Below are 17,166 nucleotides of genomic sequence, written 5' to 3'. Positions count from 1 at the left end.
GGACCGACTCCACGCACGTGTTGGCCGCGGTGCGCCGGCTCGACCGGGCCGAGTTGGTCGGTGAGACGCTGCGGTGCGCGTTGGAGGCGCCGGCGGCGGCCGACGAGAGATGGCTCGCACCCGCTGATCGTGCCGGGGTGGGCGGAGCGTTACGGACGGTCGGTCCGCTACGACCGGCTGCCGAAGAGCAGGGCCGAGTTGGACGCCTTCGTCGAACAGGTCGGCGCGGACGGCAGGTTGCTTCTGCGCGCGGCACACGCGCCGGATGCTTCGCCGAGGCTGCGGGCCCTGCCATCGATGCAGGTCCTGCGGCAGGTCTGGATGCAGCAGTATTGGTACGACGCGGCCGGCCGGCCGCGTTGGCGGGGCCCGAAGGACACCAAGGACCGGGCCAGTCGCCGGGACCGGCCTCGCAGGGCCGCCTCCGCCCCGGCCGCCGACGGCTCACCCGACCCCGAATCGGCGCGGGTGCCCTGGTCGACGATGGAGGTCGTCACGCCGCACGATCCCGACGCCCGGTTCTGCCACAAGGCCGGCAAGGCCGCCTGGGTCGGCTACCGCGTCCACCCGACCGAGACCTGCGACACCGGCGGGCCGAACCTGATCGTGCACGTCGCCACGGCGCCCGCTCCGGAACAGGACATCGAAGCACTCGACGGTACCCACGCGGCGCTCGTCGCCCGTCGATCGGCCCCGCACGAGCACCTGGTCGACGCCGGCTACGTCAGCGCGGAGACGATCCGGCACGCAGCCGCCGCGCACGGCATCGACCTGACCGGGCCGGTCCGGGTCGATCCGCGCGCTTCCGACCGACCCGGCTTCGCCAAAGAGGATTTCACCTTCGACTGGGACAGTCGCACCGCGACCTGCCCACGTGGGGTCACCAGCCCACCGTGGAAGCCCACCCTCGGGAGCAACAGCCCCGATTCTCCGTCCTGTTCCCCATGGCCGCCTGCAGAGCCTGCGAGGACCGGCTCCGGTGCACCGGCCACACCGGCGGCCGTGGTCGACATCTGACCCTGATGCCCCGGCCTCTGCACGAGATCCAGAGTCGGGTCCGCCGGGATCAGCAGACCCCGGAATGGCGGCGGCGGTACGCGATGCGGGCCGGCTGCGAGGCGACCGTCTCCGAGACCGTCCGGGCCCACGGGATGCGCCACTGCCGCTACCGCGGCATCGCCAAGACCCATGTCCAACACGTTCTCCCCGCCGCCGGCACCAACATCGCCCGGCTCAGCGGATGCCTGCCACCAGGCACGATGCCCACCCGGACACCCAGAGCCCCCAGCCGTTTCCAACGACTTTGCGACGAGCTCGCGATCCCCCGGAATCACTGACCCACAGAAGATCGCCAACAGCATCCAGAACTTGAGCCGGAACCGAAACTTCGTGAACATTCGCGACCGGGAGCACCCGCAACTGCCGCCCAAAGTCGTCGACAAACGCTGTCATCAGAAGTGAACGAAACCACGCCTGCCGGGAGCATGTACGCGACTTGGGTCTGGTCTACGCCGCGCTGGACTTCGTCGTCACTGCCGACGGCTGGACCTATCTGGAGACCAACTGCGCGGGCGAGTCCGGCTGGATCGAAGCGCTCACCGGCCTGTCGATCTCCACCGCGATCGCCCGCCTGCTCACCCACCACGCCCACGAAACCACGGACACCCGGCATCCCGCGGCCACACGCGCCAGGATGTGACGATGGACCCGCTGCTCGCCGCCGCATTGACCGCCCTCGACGTCATGGACGAGCCGCATTCCCTGACCGCGCACCACACCCACGCCTGGCGAGCGGGCCGCTGGAAGATCAAGACGACCACCGAACCGGACGGCGCAGCCCTGCTGCTGCACGAGGCCCGTGCCGTGCGGCTGCTGCACGCCGAGGGCCTGCATCCCGCCGACGCCGAACACGGACGCGTCGGCGACGGCGCCTGGACCGCGGTGGAGTTCCTGCCCGGCGTCGACCTGTGGCAGTGGTGCGCCCCGGGCCGAGTCCCCGACCCCCCGCCTGACTTCGCGCCCCGCCTGCTGGCTGTCGCCCACCGCGCGTTCACGGCGCTGGCTCGCCTGAACGCGGCCGGGTGGCGACACGGCGACCTTCAACCGTGGAACATCCTGATCGGCCGCGGAGTCGACTCGCCGCGACAAGTTGCTGGAGCACTGCGAGATCGACGTGTCTTTGCGAGCAGAGGTACCTCTTGCACTGAAAGCCGATGGTCCGTCCGTCCGGCGTAGTGACGGACACGTCGATACCCAGGTCGTCCCGCCCTCCTACGACGTGCGCCGTCCCAAACCCGTCGCGGACCACCAGAGCCGCCGTTCGACCGGGTTCAGCGGGCGTCCTGTCGGTTGTCGGTGGCCGGTGTGGGGAGGACGTGATCGAGCGGCCGGGCGTCGTCGTGGGCCTTGCTGTAGGGAGTCGAGTTGGTGATGCCGATGTGGACCGGCCCGCGGGTGGTGCGTGTCTCGAGCGCGGTCCACTGGTCGAGTTCGTGTTCGGCCCAGGCGTGGAGCAGGACGGCGAGTCGGATCTCGTGGGCGGGGGTGAACCGGTTCTCCCGCGCGCCGAGCGGCGGCAGCAGAGGGTCGATCGAGTGGAAGATGCCGTCGGTGGTGCCCGGGGGGAACGTACGGAACATCTCGAGGTACACGTCCCCATACCTCGTCCGCACCCGCAGTATGGCCACCTCGTCCAGGACGTGTTCGGCGTACTCGTGCAACAAGAGGGCGAGTTGCCGCCGGTCGGTGTCGTCGAACCCGGTCATCGCGCCGGCGTATCGGTGCCCCCCGGGGGCCTCACCCGGGCGGGTTCCGGTTCCCGGCCCGCGTGAGGCGCGGATCGGAGACCACCGCGCCGTACACCCGTCCCGCGGGTCGGGTCGACGTCGTCCGCGAACGGCCGTGTGATCCGCAGCGGGCGGTCGGTGCGTTGCGTGTCGGCGTCGACCGCGGGCCGCCTTCCGGGCGTGTGCGTGCAGATGTTCATCGGCGGCGATGATCCGGGTGCTCACGCCCCACCGCACCACGCGCAGGTCGCGTTCGGCCAGCGCGGTGAGCCTGGCGATTCGGTCGGCGGTCACGTCCACGGCATCGCCCACTGGCTGCTCACCGAATCCGCCCCGCGGCCCGGCGGTGACCTCCCGCCGTTCGACGCCCTGGTCGTGTCCGTCCACCCGGACGACACCGTCGAACTCACCGAACTGAGCGCCGTGCGAGCGCGTTGGCCGCACCTGGACCGGCTGCCCGACGGCCGGTTCGTCGTCGCCGCGTCCCGCGCCCGCCGCGACGAGGACGCCCACCAGGTCCAAATCTTCGACGCACTCGGCCGCGAGAGCACATCGTTCTTCGTCGGGGACGCCATCGAACACCTGCTCGCGGACGAGAGCGGCCACCTCTGGGTCGCACCCTTCGACGAGAACCCGGACGGAATCCGCCGCTGGAGCGCAACGGGCCGGCTCGCCTGGACGTCGGACGGCGCCCGCATCCCCGGCCTGCTCGACTGCTACGCCCTGAACGTGTCGGGCACCACGGCCTGGGCGTGCCCGTACACGGACTTCCCGCTGGTCGAGATATGCCCCGACCGCCCCGACCGGCCCGTGAGGGTGTGGTCGAACGGCGTACGGGGCGCCAAGGCGTTGGCCGTCCACGGCGACCGGGTTGCCTTCTACGGCGGCTACCGCGAGGAGGGGGACCGACTCGCCCACGGAAGGCTCACCGAGACGTCCGTCGAGCCGACGGACGTCGGCCTGCTCACCCTGCCCGACGGCTCCGCCCCCGGCCCCCGACGCGTTGTCGGCCGGGGAAGCAGGATCCACGTCCAAGCCGAGCCGTTCACCGCGTGGGGAGTGTTCGACCTCGGCGGCTGATACCCGCCGGGCGGAAGACCGTCTCGACTCGCCGGCCGACCGTTCGGAGGCCGGTTTCGCACCGCACTCGCCACGGCGCGCCGGCGCCCGGATTCCTCCTTCCGACGTCCCGCGCCCGTACCGCGGTGGCCGAGGCTCGGGCCGATGGTTTCCCGGGCGCGGTCGGGGCGTTCATGTGCCCGGGAGCTTGGGCCTGCCGTCGGACGCGACACGTTCTCGAACGCCGGGCGATCGTGAACGCGCCCCCGCACGGCGGGCATTGCGCCGTCCCGAACAGGTAAGGCAGGCCGCGGGCGAGCGAGACCCGCCCGTCGCGGACTGCGATCGCGCCGCGCAGCCGCGCACGGAGGAGGCATCTCCTCGTGCGGGCCCGGACGCAGGGGACGGCGGTCGATGTCGCCTCGATGCCGGTCTACGGGCGAGTGCGTGCGGGGTGCAGGCGGTGCGGTTCGACCGGACCGGGTGGGCAATTCGGGTGAACCCGTCTTCGCTGCGTGCGAGTTCCCGGCGCCTGTCGCTGTCGGGCCACTGCCTGTGGGGGCATGACACACGCTTCCGCGCGCCGGCGCCGGCCGCCGTTCTCGCCCTGTACGTCCGCGTGGAGAATCGGGCGGCGCGCCGGCCGCGGTGGCGTGCTGTTCCGGAACCGCCGCAGCCGCGGCCCGACGAGGCGCCTCCCGTCCGGGGCCGATGTTCGAAGGCCGGCCGCCGAATCGGCCCCGGCGTCGCGTGGTCGGGCCCGGGCATGCCCGGGGCATCGACCGGTCGCCGATCGACGCCTCGAACCCCAACACACCCGACCTCACATCCGGTTCACGTCCAGCGCATCCGAGCGCGTCGAGCGCGGCGACTCGTTCGGCCGGGATTTATGGCTGGCCTCGACTCCGGGCGGTGGTGATCCACACCCCGAGCCGCACCTCCTCCGGCCACCCGTCGAACGCGGTCACCGTCTCCACATGCCCGCACGGCACCTCGAGGTGTCCGACCCGGGCCCGGTACGCCGCCGCAGCCGACGCGATCGAGAACGCCTCCTCCCGCGTCCTCTCCGGCTTGAGCCCGTCCGGCACCGACACCACCGCACCGACACCACCGCCCCGGCCCCGGCCGCCGCGGTGTCGACGACCGCGGGCGGGGTGAGCCCGAGCGCCGGCAACCGCTCGTGCTGCGCCGCGTCGAGCCCGTCCCACCCGGGCCGCTGCCGCGCCACCCCCGGTCGATCGGCGTCCCGCGATGCACCACGTCTGGGCCCACGTCGTATCGGGAACGAGGCCCCCACCCGAAAGTGGCCGAGCCGTGCTGCGACGTCGCGCGAGATGGCCCCGGTTGCGTACCGGCCCCGACACCGGCGGCCCGATCTCCCGACCCCCCTGCCCGCGCGGAACCGCCGAGTGCCGCCTCCCTCCCGGCCGGTTCCCGACTCCCCTCGTCGATCCGGGTGTGACGGTGTCCGCGCGTGTCGCGGGTCTTGTGCCGGGTCGTCGGGCTCCGTAGCGTCGATGGGTCGGCGACTGGCGTGGTGGCGTGGTGGGGCGGGAGGCGTGGGATGACGCGACGTGGCGGGTGGTGTCACGGGGTCGGGGTGGTCGTGGCGGCGGTGGTGTTGACGCTGAACGCTCCTGCGGGCGCGTGGGCGGTGGAACGGCCGGATTCGACGTGGGGCCTGGACCGCATCTCCCACGAGACGCTCGACAAGCCGTACACCTACGCCTACGACGAGAGCGCGGGCGAGGGCGTGACCGTCTACGTCGTCGCCACCGGGATCCGGACCACGCACGCGGAGTTCCAGACGGAGTCGGGCTCCCGGGCCACCTGGGGATTCAACGCCGTCGACGCACAAGACAGCGACTGCAACGGCGCGGGAACCCACCTGGCCGCCACCGTCGCCGGAAAGACCCACGGGGTGGCGAACAAGGCCAGGGTGGTGGCCGTGAAGGCCGCGGGCTGCGGCGGAACGGCCGCCCCGGCCACCCTCGTCAAGGCCATGAACTGGGTCGCCAGGACCGCGGTGCGCAACCACAGTGTCGTGCTCCTGGGCCTCGGCGGCCGCAGGAACCCGGCCGTGGACGCCGCCGTCGACACCCTCCACGACGCGGGTATCACCGTCGTCGCACCCGCCGGCGACGAAAGCCAGGACACCAAGAACGTGTCTCCGGGCCGAGCGCCGAACGCGATCACCGTCGGCGCCGTGGACGTGAACAACACCATCGCCGGATTCTCCAACTGGGGACCGGGCGTGGACGTCTTCGCTCCCGGGGTACAGGTCGCGTCCGCCTGGACCGGCGACGACGGCAAGACGAAGTCGATCGACGGCACCGGCAGCGCCGCCGCCCACGTCGCGGGTCTCGCCGCCTACTTCATCGCCCGGAGCGGCGGGTCGACACCCGCGGACGCCGCCGACAAGATCACCAACTACGCCCTGAAGGACAAGGTGGGGGGCAAGATCCGCACCTCGCCCAACAGGATCGCCTACAACGCCTACAAGTGACGGCCGGAGCCCGTCCCTTCGGTCATCGGCCGGCCCGGCCCGGCCCGGCCGCTGCCCGCCGAGGACGTCCGCCGCCCCCCGGGAGAGAGGACGGCCCGGCCGAACAGGCCCACCCGGCCCGGGCCCGCCGGGGGCCCGGGAACAAACGAGACACGAGCGCCCGCCCGAACGAGGTCGCCCACCCGCCCCGCCCCCGGCCCCACTCAGGTCCAGCGATGCCCAACGCGTCCAACGCCGCGACCCGCTCCGCCGGGAGTTTCGCCCGGCCGCGCGACCGGGTGGTGGTGATCCACACTCCGAGCCGCACGTCCTCCGGCCACCCGTCGAACGCCACCACCGTCTCCACGGCGACGCGGTCGCGACCGATCCCTGTGAACGGCACGTCGACCGGCGTCGTGTTTCCCGCGCGGCCGTACGCCGAAGACGGCGGACGCGGCGTGCCCGGGGCGCGTGTGGGGTGTCGGCCGGCGGTCTTCCCGCCCGCGTCTTCCCATGGTTTCCAGCTCTACGGACCATCCAGTCGCTTGGCCATCGTGTCGAGTGTCGGCCAGGGAGGACCCTCGCGCAGCGAGCGCAGGAGTTCCTCTCCGAATCGCCTCCTGTTCGGAAACTGGTCGCCGAGCTCCCAACGCCAGGCGGCGACCATGGCGATGACGCGTTGCCGGCACTCGTCCAGCAGCCCTTGGTCGACGTTCGGGTAGTGCTCGCAGACCGTCTCGGGGACATGGGCGAGGTCGAACTCGACGGGTCCGCGGCAGCACGTCACCAGGTCGATGAACAAGGGGCCGTTCCTCGTGCCGAGTACGTTGCCCGGATGCGGTTCGCCGTGGAGCAGTTGCTCCGCGGCGCAAACCCACCCGACCCGACACCATCGACCGCGGTGCCGACGGCGGTGTCGACCGGTGGCGCGCCCACGAGAACACCACCGCGCTGCTTGGGCTCCTGAAGGCGAACCCGTTGAAGGTGTGGTGCAACGACCCGCTTGCCGCCGCTGCGGCCGCGCTCAAGCCGACGCAACTCGCCTCGGCGCACCGCAGGGGCCTGGCCGTGCCGGACACCCTGTTCACCAGCACCCCCGCCGGCGCCCGCGCGTTCATCCGCGAACACCACGACCGCACCGTGATCAAGGCGCTGACCCAGCGCGACATCCCCCTTGTGCCGACCACCCGCGTGGGACTCGACGACGACTTGGACCGCGTCGCCTGCACCGTCCACTACCTCCAAGCCGAGGTCGAGGATCGCCTGTTCGACGCCCGGGCCACACCACCGACGACCAAGCCCTCGACTGGCGCGCGACCCCTCGCGGGCACTGCCGGCACGCCCCGCTCGCCGTGCCCTGCGACATCGCCCGCGCCTGCGTGGCGCACGCCCGCGACCTGGGACTCGTCTACGCCGCCCTCGACTTCGTCGTCACCCCGCAGGGCTGGACATACCTGGAGACCAACCCCAACGGCGAATTCGGATTCGTCCAAGCCCTCACCGACCAGCCCATCGCCCAGGCGATCGCCGACCTGCTCATCCACGGTCGCGCCGGGCGAAACGACACCGGCATCCCCTCCCCGCACGCCAGGATGTGAGTCATGAACCCGCTGCTCGCCGCCGCGATCGAAACCGTCGACCTCGCCGACACCCCCGAACCGCTGACCGAACACCACACCCTCGCCTGGCGCGTCGGCGACTGGAAGATCAAAGCCGCCACCGACCCCATCCCCGCCGCCAACCTCCTGCACGAGGCCCGCGTCGTCGACCTCCTGCACGCCCAGGGCCTCCACCCCGCGCCCGGCGTCCACGGGCAGGTCGGGGACGGCGTGTGGACCGCGCTCCCGTGGCGCTCGGGGACCACCCTGTGGTTGTGGTGTCTGCCCACGCGCGAGGGCCGCGCCGACCCGGACACCGGACCGCGCCTGCGCGCGATCACCCACCGCGCGTTCGACGCCCTCCACGCGCTGCACGCCGCCGGATGGCACCACGGCGACATCCAACCCACCAACATCCTCGTCTCCGACGACGAGAAGACGATCGCGTTCATCGACCACGACCTCGCCCAACACGCCGACCTGCCCCCGACCGTGCCGTACCGCGGCGGCATGGACCAGCCCACCGCGCCCGAGATCGCCCGTCAGATCCTCGACACCCCACCCACCACCCACATCGAACTCACCGACGCCGCCGAGCAGTACAGCCTCGCCGCCGCGATCCGCTGGGCCTGGACCGGCAACCCACCCGCCACCACCCGCGCGATCGGCACCGACGTCACCGTCACCGAGCTGTACGAGGACATCGCCACCGGCCGACACCGACCCACCTGGACCGACACCCGCCCCTGGCCCGACCCCGAACTCGAAAGCCTCCTGGACGGCTACATGGCGCTCGACCCCGCCCAACGCCCCACCTGCGCCGAAGCCGGCCGCGCCTGATCGACGTACACGAAGGCCCCGTCCGTGCGTGTACCTCGATCAAACGCCGTGCCACACGGACACCGCCCGCCTTCCCGGCCGGATCGTGACGCGGTCACCTGCGGGCGCTGTCGACCTCGAATCGAGCCGTGCACCGTGGATACGCGCCGACCGGCGACTGAAGACGGGAACGACGATCCGGTCAGCGTTTGCCGATCACCGCGTCCACGGCTGCATGGGCCAGGCGGTTGCCGAGTGCCGTTCCAGCGCCGAAGACGACCGGGCGAAGAGCACCCGTACGCCGCGGGTGCGCAAGGCGTCGGTGACCGCGGGCCGGATGCGCGAGCCGACGCAGGCGGCGACCAAGTCCCCGGGGCGTTCGACGTGCCGGGGCAGTGCGTCGAGTTTGGCCAGGGCGGTGCCGGTCTGGGCGTTCGCGCCGATGATGTTCTCGAGGTCGATCAGGACCAGTGTTCGGTTCCCGGAGTCGGCGAGATGACCGAGCTGTGGGAGGACTGACACCCAGAGCCGGCCAGGGCGGAGACCACTTCGCCGCGGCCCCACCGCCCCCACCGGCCAGGCCGGGCATCCCGGAGGACTGAACCCCCGGACGGCCAGACTCGCCGGCTCGCCTCCCGGGAGAGGGCCGGCCCGCGTTCCGTGACGACGGGCGGCCGGTCGGAGCCCGAGCCCGCTTCCGCTCCGCCCGCGCGGGACGCCGGGCCCCGCCCCCACCCGGGCGGCAGTGGCGCGAGGTCCTGGGACACCCTTCCGTTCCAGCTGTGATTGACGTCACTGCCGGCGGCTCGGTGCAGCACCCGGCCGCGTTCCGCCGTCATAGGGGCAGTGATCGGGACGGGACGAGGAGAGGAGGTCGGCGGGTGAGGTTTCGCAGGAGCGGTCCGGGCTACGGATTCACGGAGTTCGTCGCACAGCGGTCGGGAGCGTTGTTCCGCACCGCGTATGCGCTGACCGGTGACGTGCACGTGGCCGAGGATCTGGTGCAGGAGGCGCTGGAGCGGGCGTGCCGACGGTGGCGGAAGGTCGCGGTGGCGGATTCGCCGGAGGCGTACGTGCGCAAGGTGCTGGTCAACCTGGCCAACGACCGCTGGCGGCGGCTGTCGCGTCTGGGCGAGCGCCCCGGGCTGTCGGGGGTGCCCGAGACGGCCGACCCCCGGGACCGGTTCGGGCAGGTGGATCTGCGCGCGGAACTGATCGAGGCACTGCTCGGGCTGCCGATGGGCATGCGCAGCGTGGTGGTCCTGTACTACCTGCACGATCTGGACGCCCGGCAGGTCGCCGACGTCCTGGAGATCTCTTCGAGTGCGGTGAGGTCCCAACTCGCCCGCGGCCTGGCCAAGCTGCGCGATTCCGTATCGGGCGAGGCGCCGCACACCCCGTCGGCCGCTTTCGGAGGTACGAAGTGAGGAACACGTCGTCCGGACCCGCCCCGTTCGAGCCGGGCCTCGAAGCCGAGCTGCGTGCCGCGGTGGCCTCCTTCGCCGACGGGCCGACGGCGCCGGTCGTCGACGCGGCCGCGATCGAGCGAGTCGTCAGCCGCAGCCGCACCCGCCGGGCGTTCCTCGGCACCGCTGCGGCGTGCTGCGTGCTGGCGTGCGCCACGGTGGGGTTCTTCGCGCTGAAGCCCGTGCCGCCGGCGCCCGGCGCCTCCCCGTCCCTGTCCCCACCGGCGAACGGGGCGTGCACCCCGCTCGCCACCGGCACCCCCAAGAGCGGAAGCGCCGATGCGACTCCGACACAGGAGCAGGAGCAGACCGCGGGAGCGGGCATCGCGCTGCCGGACCTGGCCGGCATGCCGGTCGAACAGGCCGGAAGCCTGCTGCGCGGACTCGGACTGAGCTGCACGATCATGCGGCACACGGACTGGAACGCTCCCGCCGGGCAGGTGATCGGCAGTGCCCCCGGGGCGGCGCAGAACCGGTGGCACCGGGCTCGTCCGTCCTCCTGCTGGTCTCGACGGGCAAACCCGGCAGAACCTGAGCGACCGGGCCCTTCGGCCCGCGCACCGGCGGACAGCGCCCCGTCCTGCCGGGCAGGGGAGCCACCCGGAGCGGGGGAACGGCTGCGGGTGGCGGGCTCGGATGCCGTCAGCCGCGCAGCTCGCTCGGCATCGTCTTCGGGTTGCGGAGGTCCTGCCCGAGGCGGCGGCCCCGACCGGCGCGGACGCGGGCCCGGCGCGCCGCGTCCGCGCAGGTCGTACCGGACGCCGGTCGACCGGCGTCCGGTGGTGCCGACGCCCTATAGAAAGAACCGGGTAAAAGAACCCGCCCTCCCCCCGGAGCGGGAAGGGAGGGCGGGTGGGGGCGTTGCCCCGAGGACGGCGTCGGGGATCAGCGCAACCGTGGTTGGCGCTGAGATTGATCATGACGGCGACCCGTACACGAGGGCCGGACACCCGTTCGACCACGACCTGGTGCCCAGGCCCCGCCCCGCAGGCAAAACCCACTGCCAGACGAAGGTGGTCCCCCACTTCCCGCAGGGCAGAAACGACCCGCGCATCACCCAAGGGCTCCAGCCCAACGACGCCTGGGACGGCAGCCACCTCATCCGCGCCACCCTGGGCGGCAACAACTTCGTCCCCCAACTGCGCAGGGTCAACCAGAAGACGGGCGGTGGCGCCTTCTACTACTTCGAGGACGTGGCCGCACAGTGTCTCCTGCCGAACTGGCACGTCGCGGTTCGCGAATACCGGGTGCGCGTCGACTACCCGCCCAACGATCCGATCACCGTCTACCCCGACAACTTCCACGCCACGATGGGTTCTGGAGGACACCACGAACCACTACCTGCGGCGCATCGACGTGGACATCCCGTGGAACCCGACCCCGCAAAACGTCAGCGACCTCAGGGACGTGTACGACGAGGTGGAGAAGGACCTGGGCTGCTGACCACTCCGGTGACACTTCGGTAGACCAGCGGGTCATCGACCCGATCGGGCATTCGATTGCGCTCGTTGCCGATTCCTCGCAGGGATCGATCGCGCATGTCGGGCCGTCGTGGCCGACGTGGTCGGCGCCACGCAAGTGTCCTCGTGGCACCTCCGGCACGACCACTCACAGCGGAGTCGGAGTCGGGGTCGATTCGAGATGGTCGAAAACGTGCGGACGCCGGGACCGGTGGCGCCCGGCCGGGGTCGGGGGAGGGAGCCACCTACGCCATGTGGTGCCGGACCTCTGTTCGATGGCAGCGCTGTCGAGCACGGGACGCGGCGATTCGTCGCCGTCGCGATCGCCGATGCCGACGGCGGGGCGTCGAGCGTCGGGTCCGGCACACCGGGCGGATCCGCCGTCGGGTCGCCCGGCACCACAGGCCGTCCGGCCTTCCGGAGCACCCTGGCTGCTGTTCGACACGTGTGCGCCATGTGCGGTCGCTGATCACGGAGACGACGGCAGGCTGTTCCCCGACAGCCGGCCCGGACGTTCCCGAAACGCCGTCCACCGCACTCGAGTCGGTCGTCATCGCCGCATCGGTCATCGGATTCTCCCTCCGCCCAGGTGTAACGCCGAGTCCTTGACAGTCCCTTCACGCGCGGGCGTATCGGTGCGGGAGGAGGCCGTGGAGTCGCAGGGTGTCCCAGGCGGTGTGGAGGAGTTCGGCGGGTTCGCGGCGGGCGTCGATGCGCACGACGGTGCCCAGGAGAGGGAAGCGTTCGGGGGTGCTCGCGATGGTGTCGTATGCGGCGTGGACGCGGGCCTGGACCTCGGGGGTGTCCCAGTCGCGGCGCAGGGTGTCGGTGCCGCGTCGGCGGGCGCGGGTGTGGGCGTGGTGGGCGGGCAGGTCCAGGACGAGCGTCAGGTCGGGGGCGGTGTCCAGGGTTCGGGCCAGGGTGCGGTGGGTGTCGGCGGGGTCGAGGTCGTGGACGACGGCGAAGAAGGCGAGTTCGCTGAGCAGCCAGCGGTCGGCCAGGATCGGGCGGATTCGGCGGTGGGGGTGGACGAGGCGGTGCAGGCAGGTGTGTTTGTCCTCGGCGACGGCGGTCAGGTAGGCGTCGCGGTTGGCGGGGGTGGGGTGGAACTTGCCGTCGACGAGGGTGGGCACGAGGGCGGGTTCGAGGTGGTTGGTGGTGAGCAGGGACAGCGGGGTGGTGCCGTACAGGTCCTCGAACAGCCGGAACAGGGCTTTGCGCAGGGTGGTCTTGCCGGCGCCGTCGAGTCCTTCGACGACCAGGAACGGATGGACCGGAGCGGGGTGCGGGCGGGTGGGGGTCATTCGCGTCGTCCGGAGGCGGAGCCCTGGGCGTAGGCGGCGAATTGTCCGTGCCAGGCGAGGGAGGTGCCGACCAGGTCCACGAGTCGGGTCTCGGCCAACGCGTCCAGGAGGGCGGGCAGGGTGCGTTCGGCGTCGAGCCCGGCGATCACGGCCCGGCAGTAGGCGCGGCGTACCGGTGGGGTGTCGGCGATGCGCAGGCGGGTGCGCAGCACGCGGGCGCACACCCCGGCCGCGACGACTTGGGCGGCGGTGGTGAGGGTGTCGTCGTCGAGGGCCGGCAGGTCGGCGTCGGGGTCGCGGTGGTGTGTCCCGCCCGGTCTGATCGCGGCGAAGAACCCCACCCACCAGGCGCCCGCGACGGCGGCCTCGATCGCCGCGTGGTGCCAGGACACCCCACGGGGTTCGCCGAGGAGGGTTCGCGCGGTGTGCGCGGCGTTCGCGGTCGACGACGTGTGCGGTGGGCCGGCGGGGTGTCCGTGCAGGCGGGGAGGGCGCCACCAGTGCGCCAGCCCGGCCCGGTCCAGCAACCGGGCCGCCTCGCGGGGCGGATCCACCGCGCGGTCCACGATCGCGTTCGCGACCTCGGTCGGTTCCTTGCGCGTGGGAGCGGACGGGCGGCCGGCCGCGTCGTCGCGGTCGCGCGGGTGCGCGGTCGCGGCGGACGGGGTGGTGCCTACGGCGGTGCGCCATTCGTCCAGGTGCAGGTGCAGGCGTTGGGTCAGCAGGGCGTCGGCTTGGAGTTGCCACGCCGCCCGCAGCGACGGGCCCGGGCGCGACCGCCGGCGTGGGGGTGTGCTCATCGAGGGGCCTGCCGGTGTGTCGCCCCGTCGCCCAGGCGCGGGCGCCAGGGATGGTCGGGGAAGGCCGTGTCGAGGGCGTGGATCAGCCAGGCCCGGTCGCCGTCCTCCAGCACGGGAAGCACCGCCTCGAAGTCGATGATGTCCTGGGGGCGGATGCGCCCGGCCTTGTGGAACAGACACACACCCGGCTTCAGGTAGGGCACGCCGGTCGCCGACACGCGCCCCAGCTCGGTGATCGGGCGCCGTACGTCCGGATGACGCCCGGACACCCACGACGCGCCCACCGTCTCGCCCACCATCACCTCCACCGCCGGCACCCCGGGAACGCGACACACCAACGTGCGCACACCGGGCGGCAGCCCCCGCGACGAACATCCCGGCGGAGTCCCGTCGGTCGAAGTCCGGTCCGGCGGCGACTCGCTCGCGCGGGGATCCCAGGCGGCGATCCACCGAGCCACCCGAAATCCGTCACGACGCAGCACCAGCACGTCGACGTCCTCGTGATCGCGCACCCGCCGTCCCGCCGCCGCCTCGACGGCGAACCCGCCCGCCACCCACCAGGGAAAATCCGCCCCCGCGAACGCATCCGCCACCGCCTCGAGTTCCACCGCAACCACCCGCACCCTCCGTGTCCCTCGCATCGCCCGACCCCGCCGCGAGGCCACGCGTTGCGGCGACGGCGTCTACTCGGCCACGTCGATCGTGTCGCGCACCGCGTTGCCCGCGCCGACCACCGTCGTCGCCGACACCACCACCACACCGACCGCGACCGCCACCACCACATGCGCCCGCCCGAACACCCTCACCCCGACATCCCTCGTCCCCGCACACCGTCACCGTCGCCCGATCACGCGACAACCGGGACAACGACACAACGCCCGCACGGTCATCGTCGGTCGCGGGTACCCGCCCGGACGGCCCGGCACCGACTCGAGGAACCGCCTCGAACCCGCCGCGCATCCCAGGCGCCTCCAGCCCGTGACGTGCAACAAGACCAACGACGCCCCCGACCTGATCATGCGCAGGACCGAGGCCCACTCCAGCACCGAGGTGGCGCTGCAACTGGAACTGTCCGCCAGCTACCTCAACTTCGCCGGGTCCCTGAACGTCGAGGCCAAACGCTCCGAGATGCGCAACACCGTCGCGGTCTACCTGCGCGAGCGCGCCTTCACCGCCTCCGTCGGGGTGCAGAACGCCAACGATCTCGTCAAGGACTCCTTCACCCGGGAGAAGATGGCCGGCCTCATCGGGAAGGGCATCGGTCCGGACAATCCGCCGCTGTTGATCACCGACGTGTACTACGGACGCGTCCTGGTCTTGGATCCTGGTGCGGGCCCCGGTCCGGGGCTCGCTCGGTCACCGGACCGCCTGGAGTGTGCTGACGGCGGCGAGGATGTCGAGGGTGTCCTCGGCCTTGTTCTCCTCGGGTACCCCGAGGTTGCCGCACTGGTTGGCCGGGCCGCTGAGGGGTACGGCGGTGCCCAGGCCCGAGACGGTGCCGGGATGGGCGGAGGTGGCGCCGCGGGCGCGGCTGCCGAGGTCGTTGGCGCACGCGTTGCCCACGGCGCCGTTGCCGACGCCGATCACACTGGTGGCGGCGGCGGGAGTTGCGGCCAGGGCGACCGAACCCAGCCCGGCCAGGAGCACCGTCGCGGACATGCTCAGACGATTCATGCCCTGACAACGTCGAACGAGTGCGCCGGACACGGCCGCGCCACGCCTCGGCGCCGGACGTCGATCCGGGGGGCCGCGGACGAAGCCCCCGTCGCCTGCGTGCGGGCGACGCTCCGGCCCGACCGACCACGACGGCACCCCTCCACACCGGAAGACGGTTACGATCCGGCGGGCACTCCTGTTCGACCTGTGCCCGCCGACCTGTGCCCGCCCGGTGACCGCGACCACCCGGTGTCGTGGGTCTTCCCGGTGATTCTGGCCGGGATGGCCCGCCAACACGTTCGGGCCGCGCTCGCCGCAGCCCGTGACGGGTGTGGCACCGCCCAGCTGGACCTGCGCGATGCCGTCCCGGTGCACGCGATCGACGGGATTCTGCGGATGTACGAGTACGAGGGATCCCGCGCCTCCGCGACCGAACGCGCCGCACCCGACCGCGCCCGCGTCGCATCCCCGCCTCGCCGGAGACGTGGCGGACGGTGTTGGCAAGGCCGAGGTCGTTGGTCAGCTCGTCCAGGTTTTGAGTTGGGTGGCGACCTCGCGTACCGGGAGGCCTTCGCGTGCGGCGTGGGCCAGGGGGAGGACGGTGTCGAGGTCGGGGCCGACCGGGAGGCCGCAGGCGGCGAGGTAGGCCGCGGTGACGGTGGCCGAGAACAGCAGGTTCCTCGCCTCCAGGCTCGGGTTCCGGGCGAGTTCGCACAGGAGCGCGGCGGCTTTGTGGTGGGGTTCGGGGTAGACCTCGTGGTCGAGGATCTCCGCGCGGTGGCGTGCGTCGGCCGCGATCGGTACGCCGTAGTCGACGACCTGGGGGTCTCCGGGGATCTGCTGGGCGACGGCCAGGATCCAGGCGAGGTCGATCCGCAGGTTCACGCGGCGTCCCGCGGCGCGGTCCGCGCCGACTCCGCCGAACCGCCCGGGTAGCGGTCCTCGCCGAACTCCGCCTCGAACCGGTCGGCGTACGCCGCCAGGAACGTCGCGGCGCCGGCCATGAACGCGGCGCGCGACTCGTTGACGTCCTGCTCGATCAGATCGGCCACGTATCCCTGCAGGCTCAGGCCGCGGCGCTTGGCCCGTTCCTCGGCGGCGGCCTTGACGGCCTCGTCCAGCCGGATGTTCGTCTGCTTACTCATGCCCACCACCATAGCTACCTTTTGATACCGGTGACTAGCAGAGGGCTATCAAACGAAGATGCCACGTGGGCCGTCAGCGCCCGCCCGTTCAGAGGAAACCCTGGAAGGTTCATCGGGTGGATGCCGTAACACCCCGAGTCGGGGTGCCCAAACACACGCAGGCGGTTCCGGCCGTGTCGGCACTGTGTGCACACGATCCCGATACTGCTTCGCGCGGGGCCGCCCGCCGGGCCGGTGGTGGGTGGCCAGGTGGGGGCCACGACCGCATGAGCGCCGCGACGGAGCGAGCACCACAGTCTTCGCGGCGTAATTCTTCGACGGGGGCTCGGCACGGAGCACCTGGCGTCGCCGTCGCGGTAGTGAACCAGCGGGTGTAGCTGTCGACGATCGCGCAACCGTGTCTTTTTCTTCATCCGGGATGAATGGCGTGACGACGTGAACGACGGCGACGAGGTGCCCGTGTATTGCGTCGAGCCTGCCCCTCGGTCCGCCATCAGGCGTTGTTCTCCCGGCACGGTCACGACACCACCGCACAGGTGAGCCTTACGGTCGCCACCTGGAACTGCACGTGGCTATCGCCGTCGTCCC

21 protein-coding genes and 1 pseudogene are annotated in these 17,166 nt (G+C 72.0%); 9 read left to right on the top strand and 13 right to left on the bottom strand.

All coding sequences use genetic code 11. The features are described from left to right. Nucleotides 1-129: 129 nt before the first annotated feature. The 3 genes from B4N89_RS52445 to B4N89_RS46655 all read left to right on the top strand — a co-directional run bounded on the left by B4N89_RS52445 (nt 130) and on the right by B4N89_RS46655 (nt 1,699). Nucleotides 130-1,017, top strand: a complete 888-nt coding sequence (locus B4N89_RS52445) for a transposase (RefSeq protein ID WP_161501079.1) — start codon at nt 130-132, stop codon at nt 1,015-1,017. After that, the gene (locus B4N89_RS53700; RefSeq protein ID WP_161501078.1) at nt 945-1,337 is read left to right on the top strand and encodes a transposase; all 393 of its coding nucleotides are present in this window, start codon (nt 945-947) and stop codon (nt 1,335-1,337) included. The genes B4N89_RS52445 and B4N89_RS53700 overlap by 73 nt, the downstream gene beginning before the upstream one ends. A gap of 158 nt (nt 1,338-1,495) precedes the next feature. Then, a complete protein-coding gene (locus tag B4N89_RS46655; RefSeq protein WP_078982780.1) occupies nt 1,496-1,699 on the top strand; it encodes a hypothetical protein in 204 nt (67 codons plus the stop codon). A 351-nt stretch (nt 1,700-2,050) separates the two neighbouring features. Here the strand turns inward: B4N89_RS46655 and B4N89_RS53695 are convergent, their stop codons facing one another. Next, nucleotides 2,051-2,308 carry a restriction endonuclease gene (locus B4N89_RS53695; protein WP_235619399.1) on the bottom strand — a complete coding sequence of 86 codons (258 nt, stop codon included), beginning with the start codon at nt 2,306-2,308 and terminating at the stop codon, nt 2,051-2,053. Between the two features lie 22 nt (nt 2,309-2,330). Next, nucleotides 2,331-2,765, bottom strand: a complete 435-nt coding sequence (locus B4N89_RS46640) for a hypothetical protein (RefSeq protein ID WP_078982779.1) — start codon at nt 2,763-2,765, stop codon at nt 2,331-2,333. Between the two features lie 168 nt (nt 2,766-2,933). Between B4N89_RS46640 and B4N89_RS46635 the strand changes: the two genes are divergently transcribed. Beyond that, nucleotides 2,934-3,866: a hypothetical protein gene (locus tag B4N89_RS46635; RefSeq protein ID WP_235619398.1), complete on the top strand. Its 933-nt coding sequence runs from the start codon at nt 2,934-2,936 to the stop codon at nt 3,864-3,866. Nucleotides 3,867-4,732: 866 nt separating this feature from the next. Here the strand turns inward: B4N89_RS46635 and B4N89_RS46630 are convergent. After that, nucleotides 4,733-4,939 (bottom strand): hypothetical protein, encoded by a 207-nt coding sequence (locus B4N89_RS46630; RefSeq protein ID WP_143658474.1) that lies wholly within the window; start codon nt 4,937-4,939, stop codon nt 4,733-4,735. 470 nt (nt 4,940-5,409) lie between these two features. Between B4N89_RS46630 and B4N89_RS46625 the strand changes: the two genes are divergently transcribed. Next, the gene (locus B4N89_RS46625) at nt 5,410-6,351 is read left to right on the top strand and encodes a S8 family peptidase (protein WP_143658471.1); all 942 of its coding nucleotides are present in this window, start codon (nt 5,410-5,412) and stop codon (nt 6,349-6,351) included. A gap of 22 nt (nt 6,352-6,373) precedes the next feature. Here the strand turns inward: B4N89_RS46625 and B4N89_RS53690 are convergent, their stop codons facing one another. Further along, the gene (locus B4N89_RS53690; RefSeq protein WP_414646493.1) at nt 6,374-6,685 is read right to left on the bottom strand and encodes a helicase associated domain-containing protein; all 312 of its coding nucleotides are present in this window, start codon (nt 6,683-6,685) and stop codon (nt 6,374-6,376) included. A 171-nt stretch (nt 6,686-6,856) separates the two neighbouring features. Continuing rightward, nucleotides 6,857-7,303 (bottom strand): annotated as a pseudogene (locus B4N89_RS46620) (phosphotransferase); the annotation flags it as partial. Between the two features lie 379 nt (nt 7,304-7,682). Here B4N89_RS46620 and B4N89_RS46615 point away from each other — a divergent pair. Further along, a complete protein-coding gene (locus tag B4N89_RS46615; protein ID WP_078982776.1) occupies nt 7,683-7,928 on the top strand; it encodes a hypothetical protein in 246 nt (81 codons plus the stop codon). Nucleotides 7,929-7,931: 3 nt separating this feature from the next. Continuing rightward, nucleotides 7,932-8,768 (top strand): protein kinase domain-containing protein, encoded by an 837-nt coding sequence (locus B4N89_RS46610; RefSeq protein WP_078982775.1) that lies wholly within the window; start codon nt 7,932-7,934, stop codon nt 8,766-8,768. 195 nt (nt 8,769-8,963) lie between these two features. Here B4N89_RS46610 and B4N89_RS46605 read toward each other — a convergent pair whose 3' ends face one another. Next, nucleotides 8,964-9,269, bottom strand: coding sequence for a hypothetical protein (locus B4N89_RS46605; RefSeq protein ID WP_078982774.1), 306 nt, complete (start codon nt 9,267-9,269; stop codon nt 8,964-8,966). A 359-nt stretch (nt 9,270-9,628) separates the two neighbouring features. On the opposite strand from B4N89_RS46605, the gene B4N89_RS46595 reads away from it, so the two are divergent. Then, the gene (locus tag B4N89_RS46595) at nt 9,629-10,174 is read left to right on the top strand and encodes a SigE family RNA polymerase sigma factor (RefSeq protein WP_078982773.1); all 546 of its coding nucleotides are present in this window, start codon (nt 9,629-9,631) and stop codon (nt 10,172-10,174) included. A 1,007-nt stretch (nt 10,175-11,181) separates the two neighbouring features. Beyond that, nucleotides 11,182-11,679, top strand: coding sequence for a hypothetical protein (locus tag B4N89_RS49460; protein ID WP_143658469.1), 498 nt, complete (start codon nt 11,182-11,184; stop codon nt 11,677-11,679). A 611-nt stretch (nt 11,680-12,290) separates the two neighbouring features. Here the strand turns inward: B4N89_RS49460 and B4N89_RS46585 are convergent. From B4N89_RS46585 to B4N89_RS46560, 7 genes are all read right to left on the bottom strand, one after another. After that, nucleotides 12,291-12,977 (bottom strand): dTMP kinase, encoded by a 687-nt coding sequence (locus B4N89_RS46585; protein ID WP_078982772.1) that lies wholly within the window; start codon nt 12,975-12,977, stop codon nt 12,291-12,293. Then, nucleotides 12,974-13,777: a hypothetical protein gene (locus B4N89_RS46580; protein WP_078982771.1), complete on the bottom strand. Its 804-nt coding sequence runs from the start codon at nt 13,775-13,777 to the stop codon at nt 12,974-12,976. Before B4N89_RS46580 ends, B4N89_RS46585 begins: the two co-directional genes overlap by 4 nt. Next, complete coding sequence (locus B4N89_RS46575) at nt 13,774-14,394, bottom strand: nucleotidyltransferase domain-containing protein (protein WP_235619397.1); 621 nt, start codon at nt 14,392-14,394, stop codon at nt 13,774-13,776. The genes B4N89_RS46580 and B4N89_RS46575 overlap by 4 nt, the downstream gene beginning before the upstream one ends. 66 nt (nt 14,395-14,460) lie before the next feature. After that, nucleotides 14,461-14,583: a hypothetical protein gene (locus tag B4N89_RS52910; protein ID WP_268812621.1), complete on the bottom strand. Its 123-nt coding sequence runs from the start codon at nt 14,581-14,583 to the stop codon at nt 14,461-14,463. Nucleotides 14,584-15,133: 550 nt separating this feature from the next. Then, nucleotides 15,134-15,451 carry a hypothetical protein gene (locus B4N89_RS46570; RefSeq protein WP_101897615.1) on the bottom strand — a complete coding sequence of 106 codons (318 nt, stop codon included), beginning with the start codon at nt 15,449-15,451 and terminating at the stop codon, nt 15,134-15,136. A gap of 501 nt (nt 15,452-15,952) precedes the next feature. After that, complete coding sequence (locus B4N89_RS46565) at nt 15,953-16,318, bottom strand: hypothetical protein (protein ID WP_078982770.1); 366 nt, start codon at nt 16,316-16,318, stop codon at nt 15,953-15,955. After that, nucleotides 16,315-16,578 (bottom strand): hypothetical protein, encoded by a 264-nt coding sequence (locus B4N89_RS46560; RefSeq protein WP_201261211.1) that lies wholly within the window; start codon nt 16,576-16,578, stop codon nt 16,315-16,317. The genes B4N89_RS46565 and B4N89_RS46560 overlap by 4 nt, the downstream gene beginning before the upstream one ends. Nucleotides 16,579-17,166 lie beyond the last annotated feature (588 nt).

The sequence above is a fragment of the Embleya scabrispora genome, from assembly GCF_002024165.1.
In the GTDB taxonomy this organism is placed as follows: domain Bacteria; phylum Actinomycetota; class Actinomycetes; order Streptomycetales; family Streptomycetaceae; genus Embleya; species Embleya scabrispora_A.
This window is presented reverse-complemented; position numbering and strand designations above follow the sequence as displayed.

Bases quoted from the DNA above. Each gene is read 5' to 3' on its own strand.
- B4N89_RS46585 (WP_078982772.1), bottom strand. From the start codon at position 12,977: ATGACCCCCACCCGCCCGCACCCCGCTCCGGTCCATCCGTTCCTGGTC.
- B4N89_RS46625 (WP_143658471.1), top strand. From the start codon at position 5,410: ATGACGCGACGTGGCGGGTGGTGTCACGGGGTCGGGGTGGTCGTGGCG.
- B4N89_RS46640 (WP_078982779.1), bottom strand. From the start codon at position 2,765: ATGACCGGGTTCGACGACACCGACCGGCGGCAACTCGCCCTCTTGTTG.
- B4N89_RS46580 (WP_078982771.1), bottom strand. From the start codon at position 13,777: ATGAGCACACCCCCACGCCGGCGGTCGCGCCCGGGCCCGTCGCTGCGG.
- B4N89_RS46610 (WP_078982775.1), top strand. From the start codon at position 7,932: ATGAACCCGCTGCTCGCCGCCGCGATCGAAACCGTCGACCTCGCCGAC.
- B4N89_RS46570 (WP_101897615.1), bottom strand. From the start codon at position 15,451: ATGAATCGTCTGAGCATGTCCGCGACGGTGCTCCTGGCCGGGCTGGGT.
- B4N89_RS46560 (WP_201261211.1), bottom strand. From the start codon at position 16,578: ATGAGTAAGCAGACGAACATCCGGCTGGACGAGGCCGTCAAGGCCGCC.
- B4N89_RS53700 (WP_161501078.1), top strand. From the start codon at position 945: ATGGCCGCCTGCAGAGCCTGCGAGGACCGGCTCCGGTGCACCGGCCAC.